Annotated in this window: 20 protein-coding genes and 1 pseudogene; 8 read left to right on the top strand and 13 right to left on the bottom strand. The window is 62.9% G+C overall.

Annotated elements, in window-relative coordinates; translation table 11 throughout:
• Positions 1-64: 64 nt before the first annotated feature.
• Positions 65-1,393, top strand: coding sequence for an aminotransferase family protein (locus AC5RVS_RS08000; protein WP_494107733.1), 1,329 nt, complete (start codon positions 65-67; stop codon positions 1,391-1,393).
• A 544-nt stretch (positions 1,394-1,937) separates the two neighbouring features.
• On the opposite strand, the gene AC5RVS_RS07995 is transcribed toward AC5RVS_RS08000, so the two are convergent.
• A complete protein-coding gene (locus AC5RVS_RS07995) occupies positions 1,938-3,227 on the bottom strand; it encodes an AI-2E family transporter (protein WP_494107732.1) in 1,290 nt (429 codons plus the stop codon).
• A 202-nt stretch (positions 3,228-3,429) separates the two neighbouring features.
• On the opposite strand from AC5RVS_RS07995, the pseudogene AC5RVS_RS07990 reads away from it, so the two are divergent.
• Positions 3,430-3,716: pseudogene (locus AC5RVS_RS07990) on the top strand (IS110 family transposase); the annotation flags it as partial.
• A gap of 161 nt (positions 3,717-3,877) precedes the next feature.
• Here AC5RVS_RS07990 and AC5RVS_RS07985 read toward each other — a convergent pair.
• Entirely contained in the window at positions 3,878-4,045 is a 168-nt protein-coding gene (locus tag AC5RVS_RS07985; protein WP_494107731.1) for a hypothetical protein, read from the bottom strand.
• Between the two features lie 71 nt (positions 4,046-4,116).
• On the opposite strand from AC5RVS_RS07985, the gene AC5RVS_RS07980 reads away from it, so the two are divergent.
• Complete coding sequence (locus AC5RVS_RS07980; protein ID WP_494107730.1) at positions 4,117-4,305, top strand: hypothetical protein; 189 nt, start codon at positions 4,117-4,119, stop codon at positions 4,303-4,305.
• A 502-nt stretch (positions 4,306-4,807) separates the two neighbouring features.
• On the opposite strand, the gene AC5RVS_RS07975 is transcribed toward AC5RVS_RS07980, so the two are convergent.
• From AC5RVS_RS07975 to AC5RVS_RS07960, 4 genes are all read right to left on the bottom strand, one after another.
• Positions 4,808-4,909, bottom strand: coding sequence for a TniB family NTP-binding protein (locus AC5RVS_RS07975; RefSeq protein WP_494107876.1), 102 nt, complete (start codon positions 4,907-4,909; stop codon positions 4,808-4,810).
• Positions 4,910-5,005: 96 nt separating this feature from the next.
• Positions 5,006-5,191 carry an SDR family NAD(P)-dependent oxidoreductase gene (locus tag AC5RVS_RS07970; RefSeq protein WP_494107729.1) on the bottom strand — a complete coding sequence of 62 codons (186 nt, stop codon included), beginning with the start codon at positions 5,189-5,191 and terminating at the stop codon, positions 5,006-5,008.
• A gap of 125 nt (positions 5,192-5,316) precedes the next feature.
• Positions 5,317-5,643 carry a hypothetical protein gene (locus AC5RVS_RS07965; protein ID WP_494107728.1) on the bottom strand — a complete coding sequence of 109 codons (327 nt, stop codon included), beginning with the start codon at positions 5,641-5,643 and terminating at the stop codon, positions 5,317-5,319.
• Between the two features lie 413 nt (positions 5,644-6,056).
• Positions 6,057-6,533, bottom strand: a complete 477-nt coding sequence (locus AC5RVS_RS07960) for a general stress protein (protein ID WP_494107727.1) — start codon at positions 6,531-6,533, stop codon at positions 6,057-6,059.
• Between the two features lie 97 nt (positions 6,534-6,630).
• Here AC5RVS_RS07960 and AC5RVS_RS07955 point away from each other — a divergent pair, with 97 nt between their 5' ends.
• Together AC5RVS_RS07955 and AC5RVS_RS07950 are read left to right on the top strand one after the other, a co-directional pair.
• Positions 6,631-7,197 (top strand): MarR family winged helix-turn-helix transcriptional regulator, encoded by a 567-nt coding sequence (locus tag AC5RVS_RS07955; RefSeq protein WP_494107726.1) that lies wholly within the window; start codon positions 6,631-6,633, stop codon positions 7,195-7,197.
• Complete coding sequence (locus tag AC5RVS_RS07950) at positions 7,190-7,690, top strand: ester cyclase (protein WP_494107725.1); 501 nt, start codon at positions 7,190-7,192, stop codon at positions 7,688-7,690. Before AC5RVS_RS07955 ends, AC5RVS_RS07950 begins: the two co-directional genes overlap by 8 nt.
• A gap of 254 nt (positions 7,691-7,944) precedes the next feature.
• Here AC5RVS_RS07950 and AC5RVS_RS07945 read toward each other — a convergent pair whose 3' ends face one another.
• On the bottom strand, positions 7,945-8,283 hold the full coding sequence (locus AC5RVS_RS07945; protein ID WP_494107724.1) for a PDDEXK nuclease domain-containing protein: 339 nt from the start codon (positions 8,281-8,283) through the stop codon (positions 7,945-7,947).
• Between the two features lie 123 nt (positions 8,284-8,406).
• Between AC5RVS_RS07945 and AC5RVS_RS07940 the strand changes: the two genes are divergently transcribed.
• Positions 8,407-9,123 (top strand): DUF2238 domain-containing protein, encoded by a 717-nt coding sequence (locus tag AC5RVS_RS07940; protein WP_494107723.1) that lies wholly within the window; start codon positions 8,407-8,409, stop codon positions 9,121-9,123.
• Positions 9,124-9,620: 497 nt separating this feature from the next.
• Here AC5RVS_RS07940 and AC5RVS_RS07935 read toward each other — a convergent pair whose 3' ends face one another.
• The 4 genes from AC5RVS_RS07935 to ychF form a co-directional block, all read right to left on the bottom strand.
• Positions 9,621-10,079 (bottom strand): hypothetical protein, encoded by a 459-nt coding sequence (locus tag AC5RVS_RS07935; RefSeq protein ID WP_494107722.1) that lies wholly within the window; start codon positions 10,077-10,079, stop codon positions 9,621-9,623.
• Positions 10,080-10,883: 804 nt separating this feature from the next.
• Entirely contained in the window at positions 10,884-11,096 is a 213-nt protein-coding gene (locus tag AC5RVS_RS07930; RefSeq protein ID WP_494107721.1) for a hypothetical protein, read from the bottom strand.
• A 278-nt stretch (positions 11,097-11,374) separates the two neighbouring features.
• Positions 11,375-11,989: a hypothetical protein gene (locus AC5RVS_RS07925; protein WP_494107720.1), complete on the bottom strand. Its 615-nt coding sequence runs from the start codon at positions 11,987-11,989 to the stop codon at positions 11,375-11,377.
• Between the two features lie 376 nt (positions 11,990-12,365).
• On the bottom strand, positions 12,366-13,451 hold the full coding sequence (gene ychF / locus AC5RVS_RS07920) for a redox-regulated ATPase YchF (RefSeq protein WP_494107719.1): 1,086 nt from the start codon (positions 13,449-13,451) through the stop codon (positions 12,366-12,368).
• 78 nt (positions 13,452-13,529) lie between these two features.
• On the opposite strand from ychF, the gene AC5RVS_RS07915 reads away from it, so the two are divergent.
• The gene (locus AC5RVS_RS07915; protein WP_494107718.1) at positions 13,530-14,741 is read left to right on the top strand and encodes a DNA recombination protein RmuC; all 1,212 of its coding nucleotides are present in this window, start codon (positions 13,530-13,532) and stop codon (positions 14,739-14,741) included.
• Positions 14,742-14,808: 67 nt separating this feature from the next.
• Here the strand turns inward: AC5RVS_RS07915 and AC5RVS_RS07910 are convergent, their stop codons facing one another.
• Entirely contained in the window at positions 14,809-15,894 is a 1,086-nt protein-coding gene (locus AC5RVS_RS07910) for a 4-hydroxy-3-methylbut-2-enyl diphosphate reductase (protein WP_494107717.1), read from the bottom strand.
• A gap of 9 nt (positions 15,895-15,903) precedes the next feature.
• Positions 15,904-16,734: a hypothetical protein gene (locus AC5RVS_RS07905; RefSeq protein WP_494107716.1), complete on the bottom strand. Its 831-nt coding sequence runs from the start codon at positions 16,732-16,734 to the stop codon at positions 15,904-15,906.
• A 174-nt stretch (positions 16,735-16,908) separates the two neighbouring features.
• On the opposite strand from AC5RVS_RS07905, the gene xseA reads away from it, so the two are divergent.
• Positions 16,909-18,165, top strand: a complete 1,257-nt coding sequence (xseA, locus tag AC5RVS_RS07900; RefSeq protein ID WP_494107715.1) for an exodeoxyribonuclease VII large subunit — start codon at positions 16,909-16,911, stop codon at positions 18,163-18,165.
• Positions 18,166-18,225 lie beyond the last annotated feature (60 nt).

The raw sequence follows: 18,225 nt of genomic DNA, 5'->3' as shown, positions 1-18,225 counted from the left end.
GGCGCAGGGCAGTGGCGGTGGCTTTAAATGGATCCGCTCTATTGGCCTGCCTAGGAGAAAAACAATGGCAACCGAAGCAACCGTTCTTGATCCAGCAAACCGTGCCAAGCTCGTGGGCGAGTCACTTTGGAGTGCCCAGGCGCACATGCCCTCGGTTCTGCAACGCCGCATTGTGATTGCCGAGGGGCACGGGGCGTATCTCACGACCTCGGAGGGACAGCGCCTGCTGGATGCCACCGCCGGACTCTGGCACGCAAACATCGGGCATGGCAGGGAAGCAGTTGCGAAAGCGGCGTATGACCAGATGTGCAAACTGGAGACGTACCACGTTTTCGGCCGGTTCTCGAACGACGTAGCACTCTCCCTCGCGGACCGACTCGTGGCCATGGGTCCGATTCCGGACGCCAAAGTCATTTTCAACAGTGGCGGGTCTGACTCCGTGGACCTGGCCTGCAAAATCGCACGGCGCCATTGGCAGCTTGAAGGCATGACGGACAAGAAAACCATCCTCAGCCGTACTTACTCGTACCACGGGCTCCATGCCTTTGGTACCAGTATCGCCGGGCTTGACTTCAATCGGGACGGCTACGGATCGGATTCCCTCGTTCCCGAGACCGCCTTGGTTCCCACAAACGATATAGAAGGCGTCCAGGCCGTCGTAGACGCGATCGGACCCGAGAATATTGCCGCTATTATCACCGAGCCAATCATAGGGACCGGAGGGGTGATTCCGCCTGCTGCCGGATATCTTGAAGGTCTGCAGCAAATCGCCCGAAAAAACGACATTCTTTTGATCGTTGATGAAGTCATCACCGGATTCGGCCGGGCGGGCTCCATGTTCGCCTCCCAAAGGTTCCATCTCGAGCCCGACTTGATTCTGCTAGCCAAAGGAATAACATCCGGCTATGCCCCGCTGGGCGGCGTCCTCGTCTCCAACCGGATCTGGGGACGGTTCTATCGAGGACAGGACGCCCCCGTCCTGAGGCACGGCATGACGTACTCGGGTCATGCAACAGCTTGTGCAGTTGCACACGCAAACCTCGACATCCTCGAGAACGAACAACTCGTTCTGCGGGCCTTGGAGCTTGAATCCGTACTCGATAAGGCCCTTGCCCCTCTTGCCTCACATCCCCTCGTGCAGGAAATCCGCAGCGGCGTCGGATTTCTCGCCGGCGTTCAGCTCGCACCCGAGGCAGACGCCGAGGCCGTGGCCAACTCATGCATAGACAACGGCGTCGTCGTGCGGCCCCTGCGGGGCAACACCCTTCAAATCAGCCCCCCATTCGTGGTGGGAGACGAGGACGTTGACCTGATCGCGACGACTATCGGGCAGGTCCTCGACGCAAGCGGTAGTACTCCCCCACCGGCATCATCAGAGCAGGCAGGAACATAAATGCACTGGTGACCGCCTCCGGTGCGGAAAGAATACCCACCTTGCCTTTGCCTCGATCCGGACTTCGCGATGCGTGTCCTGGTGCCCGACGACGTCGCTCGGGTCCTTGCTTGCGACAGTTGCCGGACTTGACGCCTACCAACACTGGTTCGGGAGGGGCACGGGAAAGCGACGCCGAGGACCGCTAGCCGGGCAACGTGGGGAGGACCCCACGGGGAACATAAGGATTGTCGTCAGCGGTCTCGGCCTGCCACCCGAACTTCTATATGGACCTAGGCGGGGTCGATGCTTTGCGGCAAGACGCTACTTCTTGGGTGCTAGACGTTGAAGCGAAACTCCACCACGTTCCGTGGCTGAATAACCTTTGGGCTTTCCATTGGTTGTGAGCTACGCCCCTTCTGTGTCCCCTGTAGCTTCTAGCACCTCTTGACGACGCTGGACGGTTGAGTCCGCCAATGTGGTCTCGAAGACATCGCTCCTGACTAGAGCCACAAAGTCCTTCTGCTGGATGTACTCCTGGAGCATCCCTAAGGTAGCGCCGACCCTAGGCCCGGCCGGCGCCGGTGTCGCGGACGGCTCTGCTACCGCCCGCGCCGTCGTCGTTCGTCGCATGGTCCCGGGACTCATCCATGGCCGTCGGCGCACCATCGTCGGAATGTGCCGTGTCATCGGCGGAGGGACTCGCCGGCGTGAATGAGATGTCGCGCACGTACCGCAGCACGACGATGCCGACCGCCGTGACCGGCGCAGCCAAGAGCGCGCCCGTGATACCGAACAACGTGCCAGCCACGGTCACCGACGACAGCACGACGGCCGGATGGATATGGAGCGCGCGCCCCACCAGCATCGGCTGGAGAATATTGCTCTCCAATTGCTGAACCAGCAGCACAATGCCGAGCACGATGAGCGCCGTCGTCCAGCCTCCGGAGAGGAGAGCCACAAAGGCAGCCAGCGCGCCGCTTGCGATGGCTCCGAGGATCGGGATGAAGGCCGAAAAGAAAATCAGCACCGATAGCGGCAGTGCCAACGGAACGTCCAGGATCCAGAGCCCCAGCCCGATGAACACCGCATCTACGAAGGCAACGGCAGCCTGAGCCAGAATATACCCCGACAACGTCTGCCATGCCTTCACAGAGACCGCCTTTATATGCGTATATGCACGGGCATTGCTCCAGTGCGCGACCCACGGCAGGAATTTGTCTCCGTCCTTGAGGCTGAAAAAGACGAAGACGACGACCAGCAAAAAGATGATGATCCACGATGCGATCGCTCCCACACCGCTATAGATCCCGGAGGTGATGCCGGAAAGGATGGCCGAGATGTTCTCCCGCACCTGTTGCAGTCCGGTGTCGATCAGCTCGTTCAAATCCACGTTCTGCAGATTGAACGGAGGACCCGTGAAGAAGGCACTGATCTGGGTCAGCGTTTGCCGGGCCTGCTCCACCAGCCCGGAGGTCTCCGACAGCAGGGACGGAATCATCCACCGTATGATGCCGTAGATTACCGCGAACAGGGCCACGATGATCGCCAGCGCCGCCAGTGCGTTAGGCAGCGCTTTCCGCAGCAGCCGGTTGACGGGCCACAGGATGCTGCTTAGCAGCAGCGCCAGCAGGATGGGAAGAACCACGGTCCACAAGTAGCCGGCAATATTCCAAAGAACGGCTGCTCCGAGAATGAGGACGATTCCACCAGCCACCCATTTGACGGCCCCGACGAATATTCTGGCGAACGCTCCGGGTCCTCCCTGCCCCAAGGCTTGGCCGCCCTCAGCTTCGCTCTGCTGGTCGCGGTTTGCTTGCGGCGCCGGGCGCCCACTGTCCTGGGAGGAATCCATACTCTTTATCCTGCCGGAACGCGCCGCTCCGTAGTAGTCACATGGTGCGGGACCATTGTGTGACTACATTCTGACTCCGGTGATTATGAGGCAGGCGGTCGAGGTTGCGGGAGCCCTGGTGGTGCTGGCCGCAGCGGGCGGCGGCACGCTGGGCGGGATTCAGAATCAGGGCGGAACAATGCCGGACTCTGCCCCGCAGGACATGCCAACACTCGTACTGGATCGATGTCTGGAGGCGGCGTGCTCAAAGAGCACCATCTTGTTGATGTCTTTATCGTCGTTGACGTGGGCAAGAGCAACCATCACGCGGTCGCGCTCGACCGCGACGGGAATAAACTGCTGGACAAGGGGCTGCCCCAGGACGAAGCGAAACTGCGCGAAATCATCGCCTCCATCGCACGGCACGGGACCCTGCTCTTGGTGGTCGACCAGCCGGCCACAATCGGTGCCCTGCCGGTCACCGTGGCCCAGGCCGAAGGCATCATGGTCGCGGAAGGTGAACGCCATACCAGGCTTTGATCGCGTTGGCCCGGCGCCGCTGCGATGTCCTCTTCGCTCTGCTCCGCGACATAACCGCTATGAAACACCACAGCTCAAAGCAGCCCGGCCCCTTGACGAAGGACATAGGGCCACCCCGTCATTAAACCTCTCTAGCCGGCACGGGTCCGACGGTCCGCTCGGCGCTCCCACCACCGGTCGATCACCAAGGTGGTCAGGAGCCAGCCGCCAAGCGCGGTCACCAGCCAGACCAGCACAGTCGCGGCGATCCACGCCACGACCCCCTCGATCCGCAGCCCGCCCGGAAAGAGCGTAGCCACCCACAGAGCGAGCAGCGTGGAGAGCAGCCCGATCCCCCCCGAGCACGGCCGAAGCATACCTGCGGGCCAGCTTGAAGACGATCGGTGCCAGGATCGCCTGGACCGCCGTGAAGATTCCGATGGCCAGCAGGAAACCCGCGGGCTCAAGCCGGACGCCGTCGACCAGCCAGGCGGCGATCAGCAGGGCGGCCGCTGCCCCGAGCAGGTTTACCGCCACTAACAACAACAAGCGCACCATTGCCCTCGCCATCCTCCGCTAGGCAGCCGTGCCCGCGAGCGCGGCCGAAACTGTCCGGACTCGGTCTCGGAGACGGCACCGATCTGTACGGTCATCATCCAACAACAGGCGGGTGCTGGTAATAGCTGGAACCATGTCAGAGGTTTCCGGGAAAGCACTGATGACAAACCCTGTGGGCAGCGTCTGATAGCGCTGTTTGATTGGGTATATCTACCTAGATGTCATTTTCCTCAGACGAGGGCACGGATTGTCGAAGTCGCATGCGCTCCCACCAGGGGCGGATATTTTGTTGCTGCGACGGAGCGCCCTGCCCTTCAGGGAATCGCAAACAGGAAAAGGGCAGGAAACGGGCCGGCTATACAGCATGCGCAATAGGGTCCTTCCTCGTGCCGCGAAGACACGAGTGAGATCACGCTGCAAGCCAGGAGCATCCCAAACCGAATCAATGGAAAATTCGGTCGCCGGATTCGAGTGCAGACGCAGCGGGAAGGAGGAGGCGAAGCTGGCCAGTAGCGACGACAGATCTACATCAGCTTCCACGAGGGCAGCGACATGATCTCAAACCGGTTTTCGAGCTGGTGATCGGAGTGGATCGCCAGATGGGCCTCACGGGCACCGACCCCCACCAGCAGGTTATGCAGCTCTTTTCCCAGGAAAGCAGCAGATACAGAATTCGCGCCGGACCTCGGCCCGACCGACCGCAATCTACCATGGAACCGCGCTCATCGCCTTTGTGGACTCCGCCTGCATCCAAATCGGTTTGGCACTCCTTCAGGTGCGCCGCGCTCTTCTTTGACGTCGGCGAACGCCACCTTGGCACCCTCGGCAATGAAGCGCCTGGTGTGGGATTCACCCATACCTTGCGCCGCGCCGGTGATGATAGCAACTTTGCCGTCCAGTTTTCCCATTACTTCTCCTCCTCAGATGGTTTCCAGCGATCGTGGGCTGCATCGGCCGCGGGATGGCTGCCGAACATGCATTCAATCTACGCCGCGTCACCAGGCTTCCAACTGTAGGTTTTTTGGTTGCCGGTTTAGGCGGCCAGGGCCGCACCGGCGGGTGTCTGGACGAGCTTGGCGGCCGGGGCGATGTGAAGTCGGCATTCGGACTGGTCCGGGTCGACTCGGCGCGGCAGATGCCGCGCCTGGGAGCAATCTAGGAGTTGGTCCATGGCTTCGGGTTGGACGGTTGCCCGCTTCAGGTCAAGGGTAATGTCCAGACCGGGTGCGAGGGAATTGGCCCGTCTGGTCACAATGTAGAGGGCTTTGACATTCCGGGTGTTCACCGCACCACTGATCCCGATCCGGGCCTGTGAGCCCTCAATGTCCACCTGGACAAGGGCCTTCAATTTATCGCTCATTCGCCCCTCCCATGCGGTAGCGGATGAGGGGGCGGGGATCCGGGGTTCGTTTGGGGAGCGGGGAAGCCACGTGGCCGCCATACCGGGCCGGCGATGGAGGCACTTGGGGGACTGAACGGAACCACCGGTCCGGTGTTGGGACGATTCGTTGGTCATGTTTCGTCCTCCATTTGGTTCGTGGCCCTGCGGCATGGGTTAGTTCGGCTGCGAGGGCTGATGCGGTCGGTGAAACCTCTTCTGCGCGTGCAAGTTCCTCCTCTACCTCGAAGGTGCGCCGTGCGCCGGTGGAGTGAGCTTTCGGTGTGCTGAAGGGCGCCGGAAGGTCACACTGAAGTCACCGCCCGCGATGGTCACCGAGGGCAGGAGGCTGCCTGACTTTGGTCAGAGCAGTAGGACCGGAGCCGAGGGCGCGGTTACCGGTTGGCGATGACAGAGGCCTCGGCGAAATATTCGGCATCGACCATGACGGCGTAGCGCTCGGCTTCAAGGGACTTGACCGACTTGAAGTCCCGGCGTCCGCCGGTGCTCCAGTGCCCGATAAAACCGAAAACAGCTCCCCATGCGGCCGCAATAAGTACGCTGCCCAGCAGCACGCTCAGCCAAACAACGCCGGGCATAAAGAGTCCGAACAGCAGCCCGATGAGCAGGCCGAGCCAGGCACCGCCGGCGGCACCGGCCAAAGCGGCCTTCCCCTTGGTCATCCGGCCGGTGACCTGTTCCACGCTGCTGATGCCGAGGCCAACGATGCGTACGTGTTCGACCGGGAACTTCTGATCCGAAAGCCGGTCCACCAGGCGCTGCGCCTGCACATAGTCGCCGAACTCGGCCAGCACGGCCGAAGCGCCCGGCACGGATGTATGGGATTGGTGTTGGAATAATTCGCTGGTCATGGTCTTACCTCCGGTGGTTCTTACGTTTGCGGATAATCCGAGTCTAGCAAATATAGTTCGGTTAGGCGAACCGAACTGATCTAGATAGAGTGGATCCATGAACGATTCTTCTAAAAACAATGAGCCCGGCGGTGAGCAGCCCACCCCGGGGGCTCAGGTCCGCCACGGCTTCGCCTTGGTGCTCCAATGGGCCAGCAGGAAAAAGACCCGCCGCTACGTCTTCGGCCCCGAAGCCGAGGACCTCTCCCCCACCGACACGGCGCTGCTGGAATACCTGACCCGGAGCGGCCCGATGCGGCTTTCCGACCTGGCCGCGCAGTGGGGAGTAAACAAATCCACCATGACCCCGCAGGTCCGCCGCCTCGAAGCCAGGGAACTGATCGACCGCCGGCCGGACCCCGCCGACCGGCGCGCGACCCTCCTTGAGACATCCGCCGCCGGAATTGAACTGCAACAGCGGATCGGCGCCGCCGGCGCGGCAGCGTTCGACGAAATACTTTCCAGTTGGTCACCGGAAGACAGGGAAATCCTCGGTGCCATGCTGGTCCGCTTCGCCAACGAACTCTTGCCCGCCACGTCCCGGCTCTTCAACAACACCGGCGCCGCCGACCCCGACAACCCGCCCCGGCACCACGACCCGACAAGGAACAGCCCCCATGCATGAGCACACCCTGACCCACAAGTTCAGCACCATCATTGCCTCGATCACCTCCGGCGACCTGGACCGCTTAGACGGACTCATCCGTTACGACACGGAGGACCATAACCGCATCCCGGCCCAGGGCGACGGCCTGCCGGGACTGAAATACTGGGCCCAGTCCATGCGCCAGGCCATCCCCGACCTGACCGCCACCGTCCAGGACACCGTCACCGAGGACAACAAACTGGCAGCACGCGTGCGGTGGACCGGCACGCACAGCGGAGACTACATGGACATAGCTGCCACCGACGCCTGGGTCGAATTCGAATCGTTCTACATCCTCCACTTCTCCGACGGCCTCGCGGTGGAATGGTGGGATGGAACAGACACCCGCGAAGCACTGCGCCAAGCCGGCGCCATCCTCACCCTGCCCAGCGCCGACCTGATACCCGAAGCAGGTTTGTATCCCGGCATCCCGGCACAAGGAATACCAGCGGCCTTTCCCAATAGACCATAAGAAGCTACGACTGAGTCCGGACAACTGGCGGAGGAGATGATAAGGAGATTTTCGGTATCCACGGCATCCCGCACGTAGTCCATGTACCGGCTGTGGCGCCAAACTTCCCCATGGTTTTTGGGATATCAGCCTATTAATTCGGGGAACTTTAGGCTCGACGAGCCAGTGCCACAACCGAGGTGTAGGAAGCTACTGGTCACCAGTCCGATGAATTTTGCAAGATCTTTGCCGCACTGTCCCAGCGGGAACGGTTGTTAGTTGGCGGGCAGTCGGTCCAGGGCGGCAGTGAGCTTGTCTTCCCCAGGCACCAAGGCCTTGTCTTCGGCGGGCAACTGCTCGTACGTGTGCGCGGGCCCCGCCATGGGCGAGGTCGTGCAACCAAGGGCGTAGCGGACGGCGTAGTCGTTCTTGCCGCCACAGATGAGGATCCCGACCGTTTCGTTGTGGAAGTCGCACTTGAGCAGGTCATCTACCACGGCGACGTGGAATTTCAGTTTCCCGGCGTACTCGGGTTGGAACCGGCCGGTCTTCAGCTCGAATACGTAATAGCGCAGCTGTTCGACGTGGAAGAAATGCCCCTTCCTCGGTGCCACGTAGCGGCGCCGTATTGCCACCGTGTGTCTCGTGCTCCCGAACTGCTGTCGTCGCCGGAGGGCATCTGCGTGCTTTTTCCGCACCCGGAGCGCTCCCATGAAATTTTATGAAGGAATGAATGAATGAGTGAAAGCAACGAAATAGGACAAACGGGGACGTCCAGCGGCGCGATTAGGCGGCACACCCCACTGATCGCGGCCGAAGCCCTTTTCGCACTCTCCGCACTCAGCGCGCTCATCCGCGGCGAGTCCACGGCAGCCGTCATCCCCGTCGCACTGCTACTGGCCTCGTTCCCGGTTCTGCTGGTGGAGCGGTGGGCGCGCGTTGAGATCCCCACACGCCTACAGGGGCTGTACGCCGTGCTGCTGCTCGGTGGCCCGTATCTGGGAAGCCATCTGGGTTTCTACGCCATATGGACGCTGTGGGACACGGTCGTGCACTTCTACTCCGGATTCGTCGTCGCGCTCGGGATCGTTTTTGCCCTGGGCATCACCGGCCGCCGCTACGGGTTCTCGATGCCGCCCTGGTTCGCGGCGGTGATGAGCGTCGCTTTCAGCGGTTTCGTCGCCTTGCTGTGGGAGATCGCGGAGTTCGCCTCCGATGCCGTGCTCGGCACCACCGCGCAGATCACCAACTTCGATACCATGACGGACTTGATTGCCGGAACCGCGCCGGCGATCATCGTGGCGGCCACGCTGTTCCTCGTCCAGCACAGGGGATGGTTCCCCTCCGCCGAGGTCCCGACGCAGGGCCAACCACCTCGGCAGGTACCCGATGCACTCACCCCGGCTGCGGGGCACCCTCGGAGTGCTCCGGTGACCGAAGGCGCCATACGATAAGACCCGAACCACCGGGCCCCGGCAACGACGGGCCGCTGACCGGCACCACCCCCTAACCATGGCGCGCCCGGGCAGGACGAGCACACCGATCGCCGTCACGCCCCCGGCGGCGTCCCCGCGCACCGGCGGCAGCTCGTGGCCGGGGCCCGGGTCGGGAGGTCGCTGGGCATCGTGCGAGAAGCCATTCTGGCACGCCCACCATTTCACCACCGCCGTGCGTCGGGAGACACCCCAAGCAGAAGTGGTAGCACGTTGGACTCCACCGGTTCCTGACACCGCCCGCCAGGTCCGTCGTCATCCACCCCCGTGGTCGCTGCTGTCGCCCATGCAACAGTCCGACCGAGAACGCGATGCGAGACGATGGGCATGCTCCGTTGCGTGGTCACCCGCGTGACTTGATGGGGGGTCTACGAGCGGGGGGACGCCACCGGCTACACCGGTGGAGCAGGGCGGTGCTCTGGACCCGCGAGACTTTATCCCTGCTCCTCCCCCACCGACTAGGGCCGCACGGGGTCAATGGCCATTGACTCCAGTAATTCGGCCAGACCCTTTCCGCATTGGCCGTAATCATAAAGTGTCGCCTGCACTCGCGGACGGCATCTAGCTGTAACCCTAAGAGGGGGAGCCGATGATTGATATGACAGATCAATGACCTCTCCCCAAGACCAAAAGCTGCCCTTCACCTGGATTTCGAGTCCCGTGTCTGTCGTGGTGATTGATTTGTACTTGCGATTTGACTGGACTATTCCAGTTACTCGCTCCACCAATGCCTCCACGCTTTGGTGCCAATCAAATGCAGTCGACGCCGATACCCCTTTGACCTCGATGCCTTTCATGCTTGTTTGCTCGTTGATCTTTCGGGTTCTATGTGCCAAGAACCACAACAAAACGACAATCGCGATGAAGCCGATTATTAGGGCAACTGCTACGAAAATCAGTCTTTGATCAGCCATCACTGAGTCGCCTATCTAAAAGTTCGGGGCCGTGGTCTCTGCATCAGCCAACTGCCCAGCCTAGGCCTGGTACCCTGCACCCTACATTGCCTACTACCACGGTCTGTACGGCCAGTGTGGTGCCTCCAACATCACAACCTATGAATGCGCCACTAAGAGCGCCCACTAAACCGCAGGCCCGGGCCAGCAACGATTCCGGCGGCGACTCGCGTGATGGTCAGGCAGGCGTAACCTTTGTCGGTGGCGAGAGCGAGGGGCGCGTTGAGTGTGTCATGCAGCACTATCAATTGGAGTTCCGTTCAACCTTCCGCAGCCCAATGGCCGCCACTACGGTGAGAGCCATCCCCGTGACGGCTTGAAATATAGGAAACTGACCGAAAGCCACAGCCGAAAAGCAGGCAAGCGCAAGAATAACTAGCCCCACGCTAAAGAGTAATTTGAATAGCAACTTATTTCGCGTAGACAACGGTTTTCCTTCCCGTGACGACTATTGAGTTACCTTCTATCCACATGACCGCTCGACATCAAAGCCAGACTTGATGGTACCGACGGCGGGAATGCAAGGCCTGCGGCTGCAACTCCTCCTACACCTGCCGGCGCGGTGGTAACTCCGATAGCTGGAATAACGAATCTGCGTAGGCTACTCCCACGAAGGCCACCTGCGCTACTACCTCCGGTAGTGTTGGCCGCGAAGGTCAGTCAAACCCCTGCTATGAACATGAGTCCCATGGCCAACAAATAAGTGTGGCCCTGCATGAGGTGTACCGTTCCTTTTTACCCAGGCCGCCGGAGGCAGCAGAGCCTATATCAGAGGGACTTATCCTGGCTCTCCGGTGCCGCTCTTCTCCTGGCGATGGTGGAATTTGATGCCTTAATCTTCCTGGCAGTAGTTACCAATCCAAGGATCGAGGTGACACTGAGTCCCAAGCCGATCAGCAAACTCACAGCATCGTTGCTGACAATCGCGTAGGCCGTACCAAGAACCAGCAGGACTGACCAGATCGCGAATAGAAGTTTCAACGGTTTTCCTCCCTTTTCTAGCCAATCACCGCGTACACGATCGCATACCCGGGCAACAGTTCAGCATCGGGCCGGGTCCCCAGCCCAAGGAGGAGCAACAGCATGCCGATGGCTGCGACAGCCACAGCGGCCACGGCCCTGGGTGTGACCTGGAGCTGCCACATCGTCAAGCCAATCGCGCCGAGCCCTCAGGGTCTCCATGCCTGCAGTATTACAGAGCGGGCGAGGGTTAGGCCGCCGCTCTGCCCCTCATGCCCGCCCATGGGAACTAAGTTTTCCTACGGTTTTGTCCTCAGTTGCCGGTTCCTCGACCTGAGCAGTATCCAAATGGCAGCTGCGAAGACCAAGAAAACTAGGGCTATCGGCAGGAGCAGAAAACCCGTGCTGGATTCGCCGGCCGCTGCTGAAACACCGGCGATACATCCGAGAACGATTCCGACGGCTGCCGGCATCAGGGCGATCCTTGCCCAGGTTTTGGCATCACCATCACTGAGGTCGGCAGCCCTAAACTGGGCACTCTTTTCCGGTTCGTAGAGCAGGGCAATGAACAAACCAATGATCGCGGGAAACAACACGAGAGCTAGGTCGCCGTCCGGACGCTCCCCACTGACAGATGTTAGCGCGACAGTCGCGATGATGACGGCCACGACGACCCCTATGAGCGTGAAGTATCTCCACCGTCGGCGCGTCCGCACCAATCTCCCGGCTCGTGTCTTCCCGATCAGAATCACTCCACCCCAAATAACCAGCAAAGAGGGCATGAGGCTTTGAACGACGCCGATCCACGCCTCCGACGTCGTTAGCCAGGTCGCTGTGAAGGAAACTACGGCGAGAGCTATGACCACCAGACCGTACGCAATCCGAAGCTTCCCCTCAGACGCTTGAGATGCCATGACCCAAGCGCAGCCGCCAGCAGCCCAGTTGTCAACACCGTCAACTAGCCGAGTGAATTAAGTGGACACTGAATTCTGCCAAGGCCGGCGAGACGTGAGGCGGGTGTAATTCAGGCCGCCCTGCCGGGCACCGATCACATTGCCGTACCGAAACTAGCGGGTGTCAGAGTCAGGAGATTGCCTCAGCTTCCGCCACTGCATGAACTGGGCCACCCTCCCCACCATGTGGGGCCAGCCATCCAACTGATTGCGCAGCCCTGCCGACAACCGGGCCCGGCGAGCGTTCAGCAAATCAAAACACGGCCAAAAATTGACTACGGCTACAGTGAATTCACCCTGATATTCAGCGCATTAAATGCAATCTGATCAGGAGTTTCTAAACATTGAAACGGAATTCCACCACGTCGCCGTCGACCATCACGTAGTCCTTGCCTTCGATCCGCACCTTGCCGCGGGCCTTGGCCTCGGCCATGGATCCGGCCTCCACCAGGTCGGCGAAGGACACCACCTCGGCCTTGATGAAGCCGCGCTGGAAGTCCGAGTGGATCACGCCGGCAGCCTGCGGAGCGGTGTCGCCGCGGTTGATGGTCCAGGCCCGCGCTTCCTTCGGCCCGGCCGTCAGATAGGTCTGCAACCCCAGCGTGTGGAAGCCCACCCGCGCCAGCTGGTCCAGCCCGGACTCGTCCTGGCCGTTCATCTCCAGCATCTCGCGGGCCTCTTCCTCGTCCAGCTCCACGAGGTCCGCTTCCAGCTTGGCATCCAGGAACACGCAGTCGGCGGGTGCCACCAGCTCGCGCAGCTCGGCCTGCCGCTCGGGGCTGCCGAGCACGGCGTCGTCTACGTTGAACACATAAATGAACGGCTTGGCGGTCAGCAGGCTCAGTTCCCGGAGGTTCTCCATGTCCAGCTTGTCGCTCTCGACGGAGGAAAAGACGGTGTCGCCGCGTTCCAGGACTTTCTGCGCTGCCTGCAGGGCAGCCAGCTCCGCAGCGTCGCGCTTCTTGATCTTGACTTCCTTCTCCACCCGCGGGAGGGCCTTCTCCAAAGTCTGGAGGTCGGCCAGGATCAGCTCGGTGTTGATGGTTTCCATGTCCGAGCGCGGGTCCACCTTGCCATCCACGTGGACCACGTCGGGGTCGTCGAAAACACGGATGACCTGGGCGATCGCCTGCGCTTCGCGGATGTTCGCCAGGAACTGGTTGCCCAGCCCCTCACCTTCGGAAGCCCCCTTGACGATGCCGGCAATGTCCACGAAAGACACGGTCGCGGGCAGTATCCGCTGCGACCCGAAAATCTCCGCCAGCTTCTCCAGCCGCGGGTCCGGCAGCGAGACCACACCGACGTTCGGCTCGATGGTGGCGAACGGGTAGTTTGCCGCGAGCACGCTGTTGCGGGTCAATGCGTTGAAGAGGGTTGATTTGCCGACGTTGGGCAGTCCGACGATGCCAATAGTTAGAGCCACGGTAGTCAAGGATACCGTGGCCCGGACACATCGGCCCGCGTACCGAATTTTGTCCGAGGCGGCTGGCATGGTGAAGGTATGGATGCCTCGCATGTACTTCTCGCACTTCTGGCCCTGTTCGTGGGCGCCGCCGCCGGCGCCGCGGCCGTGGCCGTCCTTCTCCGCCGCCGGCTGGCGGATCTGCAGCACGCCGCAAAGGACGACGGCGACCGGCTGGCAGAGCTCTCAGCCCGCCTCGCCGGGGCGGAGGCGGAGCGCCGGATGCTCGCCGAGCAGAACGCGCAGCTCTACGCCCAGGACGAGCAAGAGAACACCGTGCTGCGCGCCCTGATCCCGGTCGGTGAGAAGCTCAAGCTCGTCCAGCAGCAGGTCAGCCTGCTGGAACGGGACCGGGTGGAGCAGTTCGGCCAGTTGGCCGAGCAATTGCGTGCAGCCCAGCGCAGCGACGAGGCGCTGATGCGTTCCACGCAGACGCTCGCCTCCGCGCTGCAGTCCAATTCTGCCCGCGGCCAGTGGGGCGAGGTGCAGTTGCGCCGGGTGGTGGAAGCTGCCGGCATGCTCGCCCGCGTGGACTTTGACGAGCAGGTGCATCTGGCCGGCGCGGACCGGACCGGCCGCCCGGACATGACCATCCGGCTGCCCGGCGGAAAGTCCATCGTGGCGGACGCCAAGGTCCCGCTGCGCGCCTACCTGCAGGCCCAGGAAATTCCGGCGGCCGCATCGGCCGCCGAACAGCAGCAACGGGTGGATCTGCTGAACACCCATGCCAAGGCGGTGCGCGCGCACGTGGATGCCCTGGCGGGGCGGAAGTATTGGGAGAGCCTGCAGGCTTCCCCGGAGTTGGTGCTCTGTTTCCTGCCCTCGGAAGCGGTGCTCTCCGCCGCCCTGCATGCCGATCCCGGCCTGCTCGACCATGCCTTTGCCCGCAGCGTTGCGCTGGTCTCCCCCGTCTCGCTGCTGGCCACGCTGAAGTCGGTGGCCTTTACGTGGCGGCAGGAAGTGCTGAAGGACAACGCACGCGAGATTTTCGACCTTTCCCGGCAGCTCTACGAGCGGCTCGGAACGCTGGGCGATCATGTCACCCGGCTGGGCTCGTCGCTGAAGAGCTCGGTCGAGCGATACAACTCGTTTGTGGGGACGCTGGAGTCAAGGGTGTTGCCGACCGCACGGAAGATCTACGCCTTCGACGGAACTTCCTTGGAGGAACCCGCGGCCCCGGCGGCCTTGGAGAACACGCCCCGGCTGCTCTCGGCCCCCGAACTGATTGAAGGCCGGGACCCGGCCGCGTAGCAGGGCAATCGGTACCGCCGTGCAGGGTGGCACCGCCGCGGGGCCACCCTGCACAGCGGATGCAGGGTTAGCGTGCGGGGCGGGTGCCGCGGCCGCCGAGGCCACGCGATTCGTCGCCGCGTTCCTTGAGCGTGGCGCGCAGTTCCTTCGGCAGCGAGAAAAGGATGTCCTCTTCGGCGGTGACCACTTCCTCCACGTCGCCGTAGCCATAGTCGCCCAACAGGCGCAGCACCTCGCGCACGAGGACCTCCGGCACGGAGGCTCCGGAGGTCACGCCGACGGTGGCGACGCCCTCGAACCAGGACTCGTCAACCTCGTTGGCAAAGTCCACGCGGTATGCCGCCTTGGCGCCGTACTCGAGGGCGACCTCTACCAACCGGACGGAGTTGGATGAGTTTTCGGAGCCAACCACAATGACCAAGTCCGCCAAGGGCGCTATCTTCTTGATCGCGGCCTGGCGGTTGGAGGTGGCATAGCAGATATCGTCGCTCGGCGGATCCTGCAGCGCCGGGAAGCGGTCGCGCAGGATGGACACGATTTCCATCGTCTCGTCGACCGAGAGCGTCGTCTGCGACAGCCAGATCAACCTCTCCGGATCCCGCACTTCCACTGTCCGCGCCTCGTCCGGGTTGTTGACGATCGTGGTGTGGTCCGGCGCTTCCCCGTAGGTCCCTTCGACTTCTTCGTGTCCCTCGTGACCGATCAGGAGAATCTCGTTGCCGTCGCGGGCGAACCGGACAGCTTCGCGGTGGACCTTGGTCACCAACGGGCAGGTCGCGTCGATGGTCCGCAGCTGGCGGTCCTCGGCGGACTGCACCACGGCGGGTGAAACCCCGTGCGCGGAGAAAACGACCAGCGCGCCTTCCGGCACCTCGTCCGTCTCTTCAACGAAGATGGCGCCCTTTTCCTCCAGGGTGGACACCACGTGCACATTGTGGACGATCTGCTTGCGCACGTAGACGGGCGGACCATAGTGTTCCAGCGCCTTTTCCACGGCGATCACGGCGCGGTCAACGCCGGCGCAGTATCCACGCGGAGCCGCCAGCAGCACCTTCTTGTCACCGTCCACAGGTGCGGCAGCCGAGACCTCATCCGGGGTGCGGCGCTTGCGGGGAATGGTCGGCATGGAAAGGGAAACAGCAGTACTGGCCATGCCTCTATGCTAGCCCGTGGGGCCGGTCCGGCGGGCCCCGCCCGGCACCGCACGCAGAGTGAAACCAGCCACCGCGATCACCAATCCGGCGCCGGCAAAGACGGCGGCCCAGGGCCGGAAGTCGGCGACGGCCAACTCGACCAGCCTCCCCAGGAACACCTGGGCCAATGCACTTTCGCCTGCCGCATTCTCCGCCAGGGGCGGTGCAAGCCCGGCCCCCAGCCAGAGGACCGCGCCCAGCAATGCCGCGCCAATACCGGCCCAGGCCAGTGCCGTGGCCGAACGCCGGGCGGCCAGCAGCATCAGCACCAGCGCCGCGGCCGCTGCCACCGCCGCGACCCACCACTGCGACGGCAGCTCCTGCACCGAGGACAGGATCGCGGCCGCCTCGGCAGAGCCCAGCGGCAACAACACCTGTTCGGGGCTCCGGATATTAGTGCCCAGCGCGTCCGCTACCCGCGAAACCGCCAGCGCCACCACGGGAGCAATATCCAGCGTGACCGCTGCCTCTCCCCCGGCTGTCCCGGAGAACGTATGTGCGTGCGACAGGGCCAGGGTCTCATTCAAAGCCCGCGGAAATCCGGCCAGTTCGGTAATCGCTCCAGCGGTTCGCTCCACGATGGGCCGCACGAGTTCCTGCAGACCGGCGGGCAACTCGGGACTGCCTGCAACTTCTTCCGTTATGGTGGCGGCCAGCGCCGACCGGAACCCGGCGTCGTCGCCCAGCGGGGCGGCCAGCGACACGAAACCTTCACGGTCGAGCACCCGTTGGTTGACCCAGGCTCCGCACAGCGCGGCGCCGGCGAGGAGCACGGCCAGCAGCCCACTGACAAAAGCCAACAAAGCCCGCACCGTCGCCTCCGTTTCTTCGCTGCCGTCTGGCGGTCCGGCGGCACCCAAGGAGCGCCGCCCACCCCTACCCAGTACAACAGAGAATCGGATTGACGGGGATAACTGGTAAGAATGGAGAGTCTCCGGCAGCCGTCGGAATCACACCTCCGGAAGGGGCAATTCATGGAGTCAAGCGGGGTCCAAGGCGCCGGCACCGGACAATCGACCCTGCCCCCGACTGCCAACCAGACGACGGCCGACAACCCTTGGCCGCTGCGGCTGCTGTCCCAAAAGCTCAAGATGCACATCGACCGCGTGCCGCCCACCTGGGTCGAAGGCCAGGTGATTGAGCTCAACCGGCGGAACGCCACCACCTACCTGACGCTCCGGGACACCGATGCCGAGGCCTCCTTCAGCCTGGTGGTTTGGGGCAGCGTGATGGCGCGCCTGGACATGCCCCTGGAACCTGGTTCCCGGGTGGTGGCACAGATCAAGCCGGACCTGTACGTCAAGACCGGGCGGCTGACCATGCAGACCCGGGACATCCGGCCGGTGGGGCTCGGCGACTTGCTGGTGAGGCTGGAACGGCTGCGCCGGGCGCTGGCCGCCGAAGGCCTCTTCGATCCGTCCCGCAAGCAGCGACTGCCCCTGCTGCCGCACCGCATCGGCCTCATCACGGGACGGGATTCCGACGCCATGAAGGACGTCATCCGGAATGCCTCGCTGCGCTGGCCGGCCGTCGAATTCAAAGTCCGGGAAGTTGCCGTCCAGGGCGTGAACGCCGTATCCCAGGTGATGCAGGCACTCGCCGAGCTCGACGCCCACCGGGACGTGGACGTCATCGTCATCGCCCGCGGCGGCGGATCACTGGAGGATCTGCTGCCCTTCAGCAATGAGGACTTGGTCCGGGCGGTGGCTGCCGCTGCCACGCCGGTTGTCAGCGCGATCGGGCACGAAGCGGACCGGCCCCTGCTCGACGACGTCGCGGACCTGCGTGCCTCCACACCGACCGACGCTGCCAAGCGCATTGTCCCGGACGTCGGCGAGGAACTGCACCGCATCGGACAGGCCCGTGCCGTGCTTGCCCGGCGGGTGGAGCAGTTGATCCACCGCGAAACCGAGCGCTTGGCCGCGCTGCGCAGCCGTCCGGTCATGGCCAACCCCACGGGCATGGTGGACGTCCGGGCGGAAGATCTCCACCGGCTCACCTCGCGGGCCTATCAGGCCGTCTCGGCGGCCGTTCACCGTGACGCCGACCGGGTCGCCCACCTGAAGGCACAGGTGCGGGCGCTCTCCCCCCAGAACACCCTGGACCGCGGCTACGCCGTGGCCCAACTGCCGGACGGCCATGTTTTGCGTGACGCGGCGGACGCACCGGCAGGAACAAGGTTGCGTCTCCGGGTTGCGGTTGGCGAAGTCGCCGCCGAAGCCCTTCCCTGACGCCTTTCCCGGAAACATCAGACACCACCACAGCACCGGCACCGAAAGCGAGAACCCCCC

This window comes from Arthrobacter sp. Y3221048, assembly GCF_059092685.1.
The sequence above is the reverse complement of the archived record's forward strand: the minus strand, read 5'-3'. Positions and strand labels throughout refer to the sequence as shown.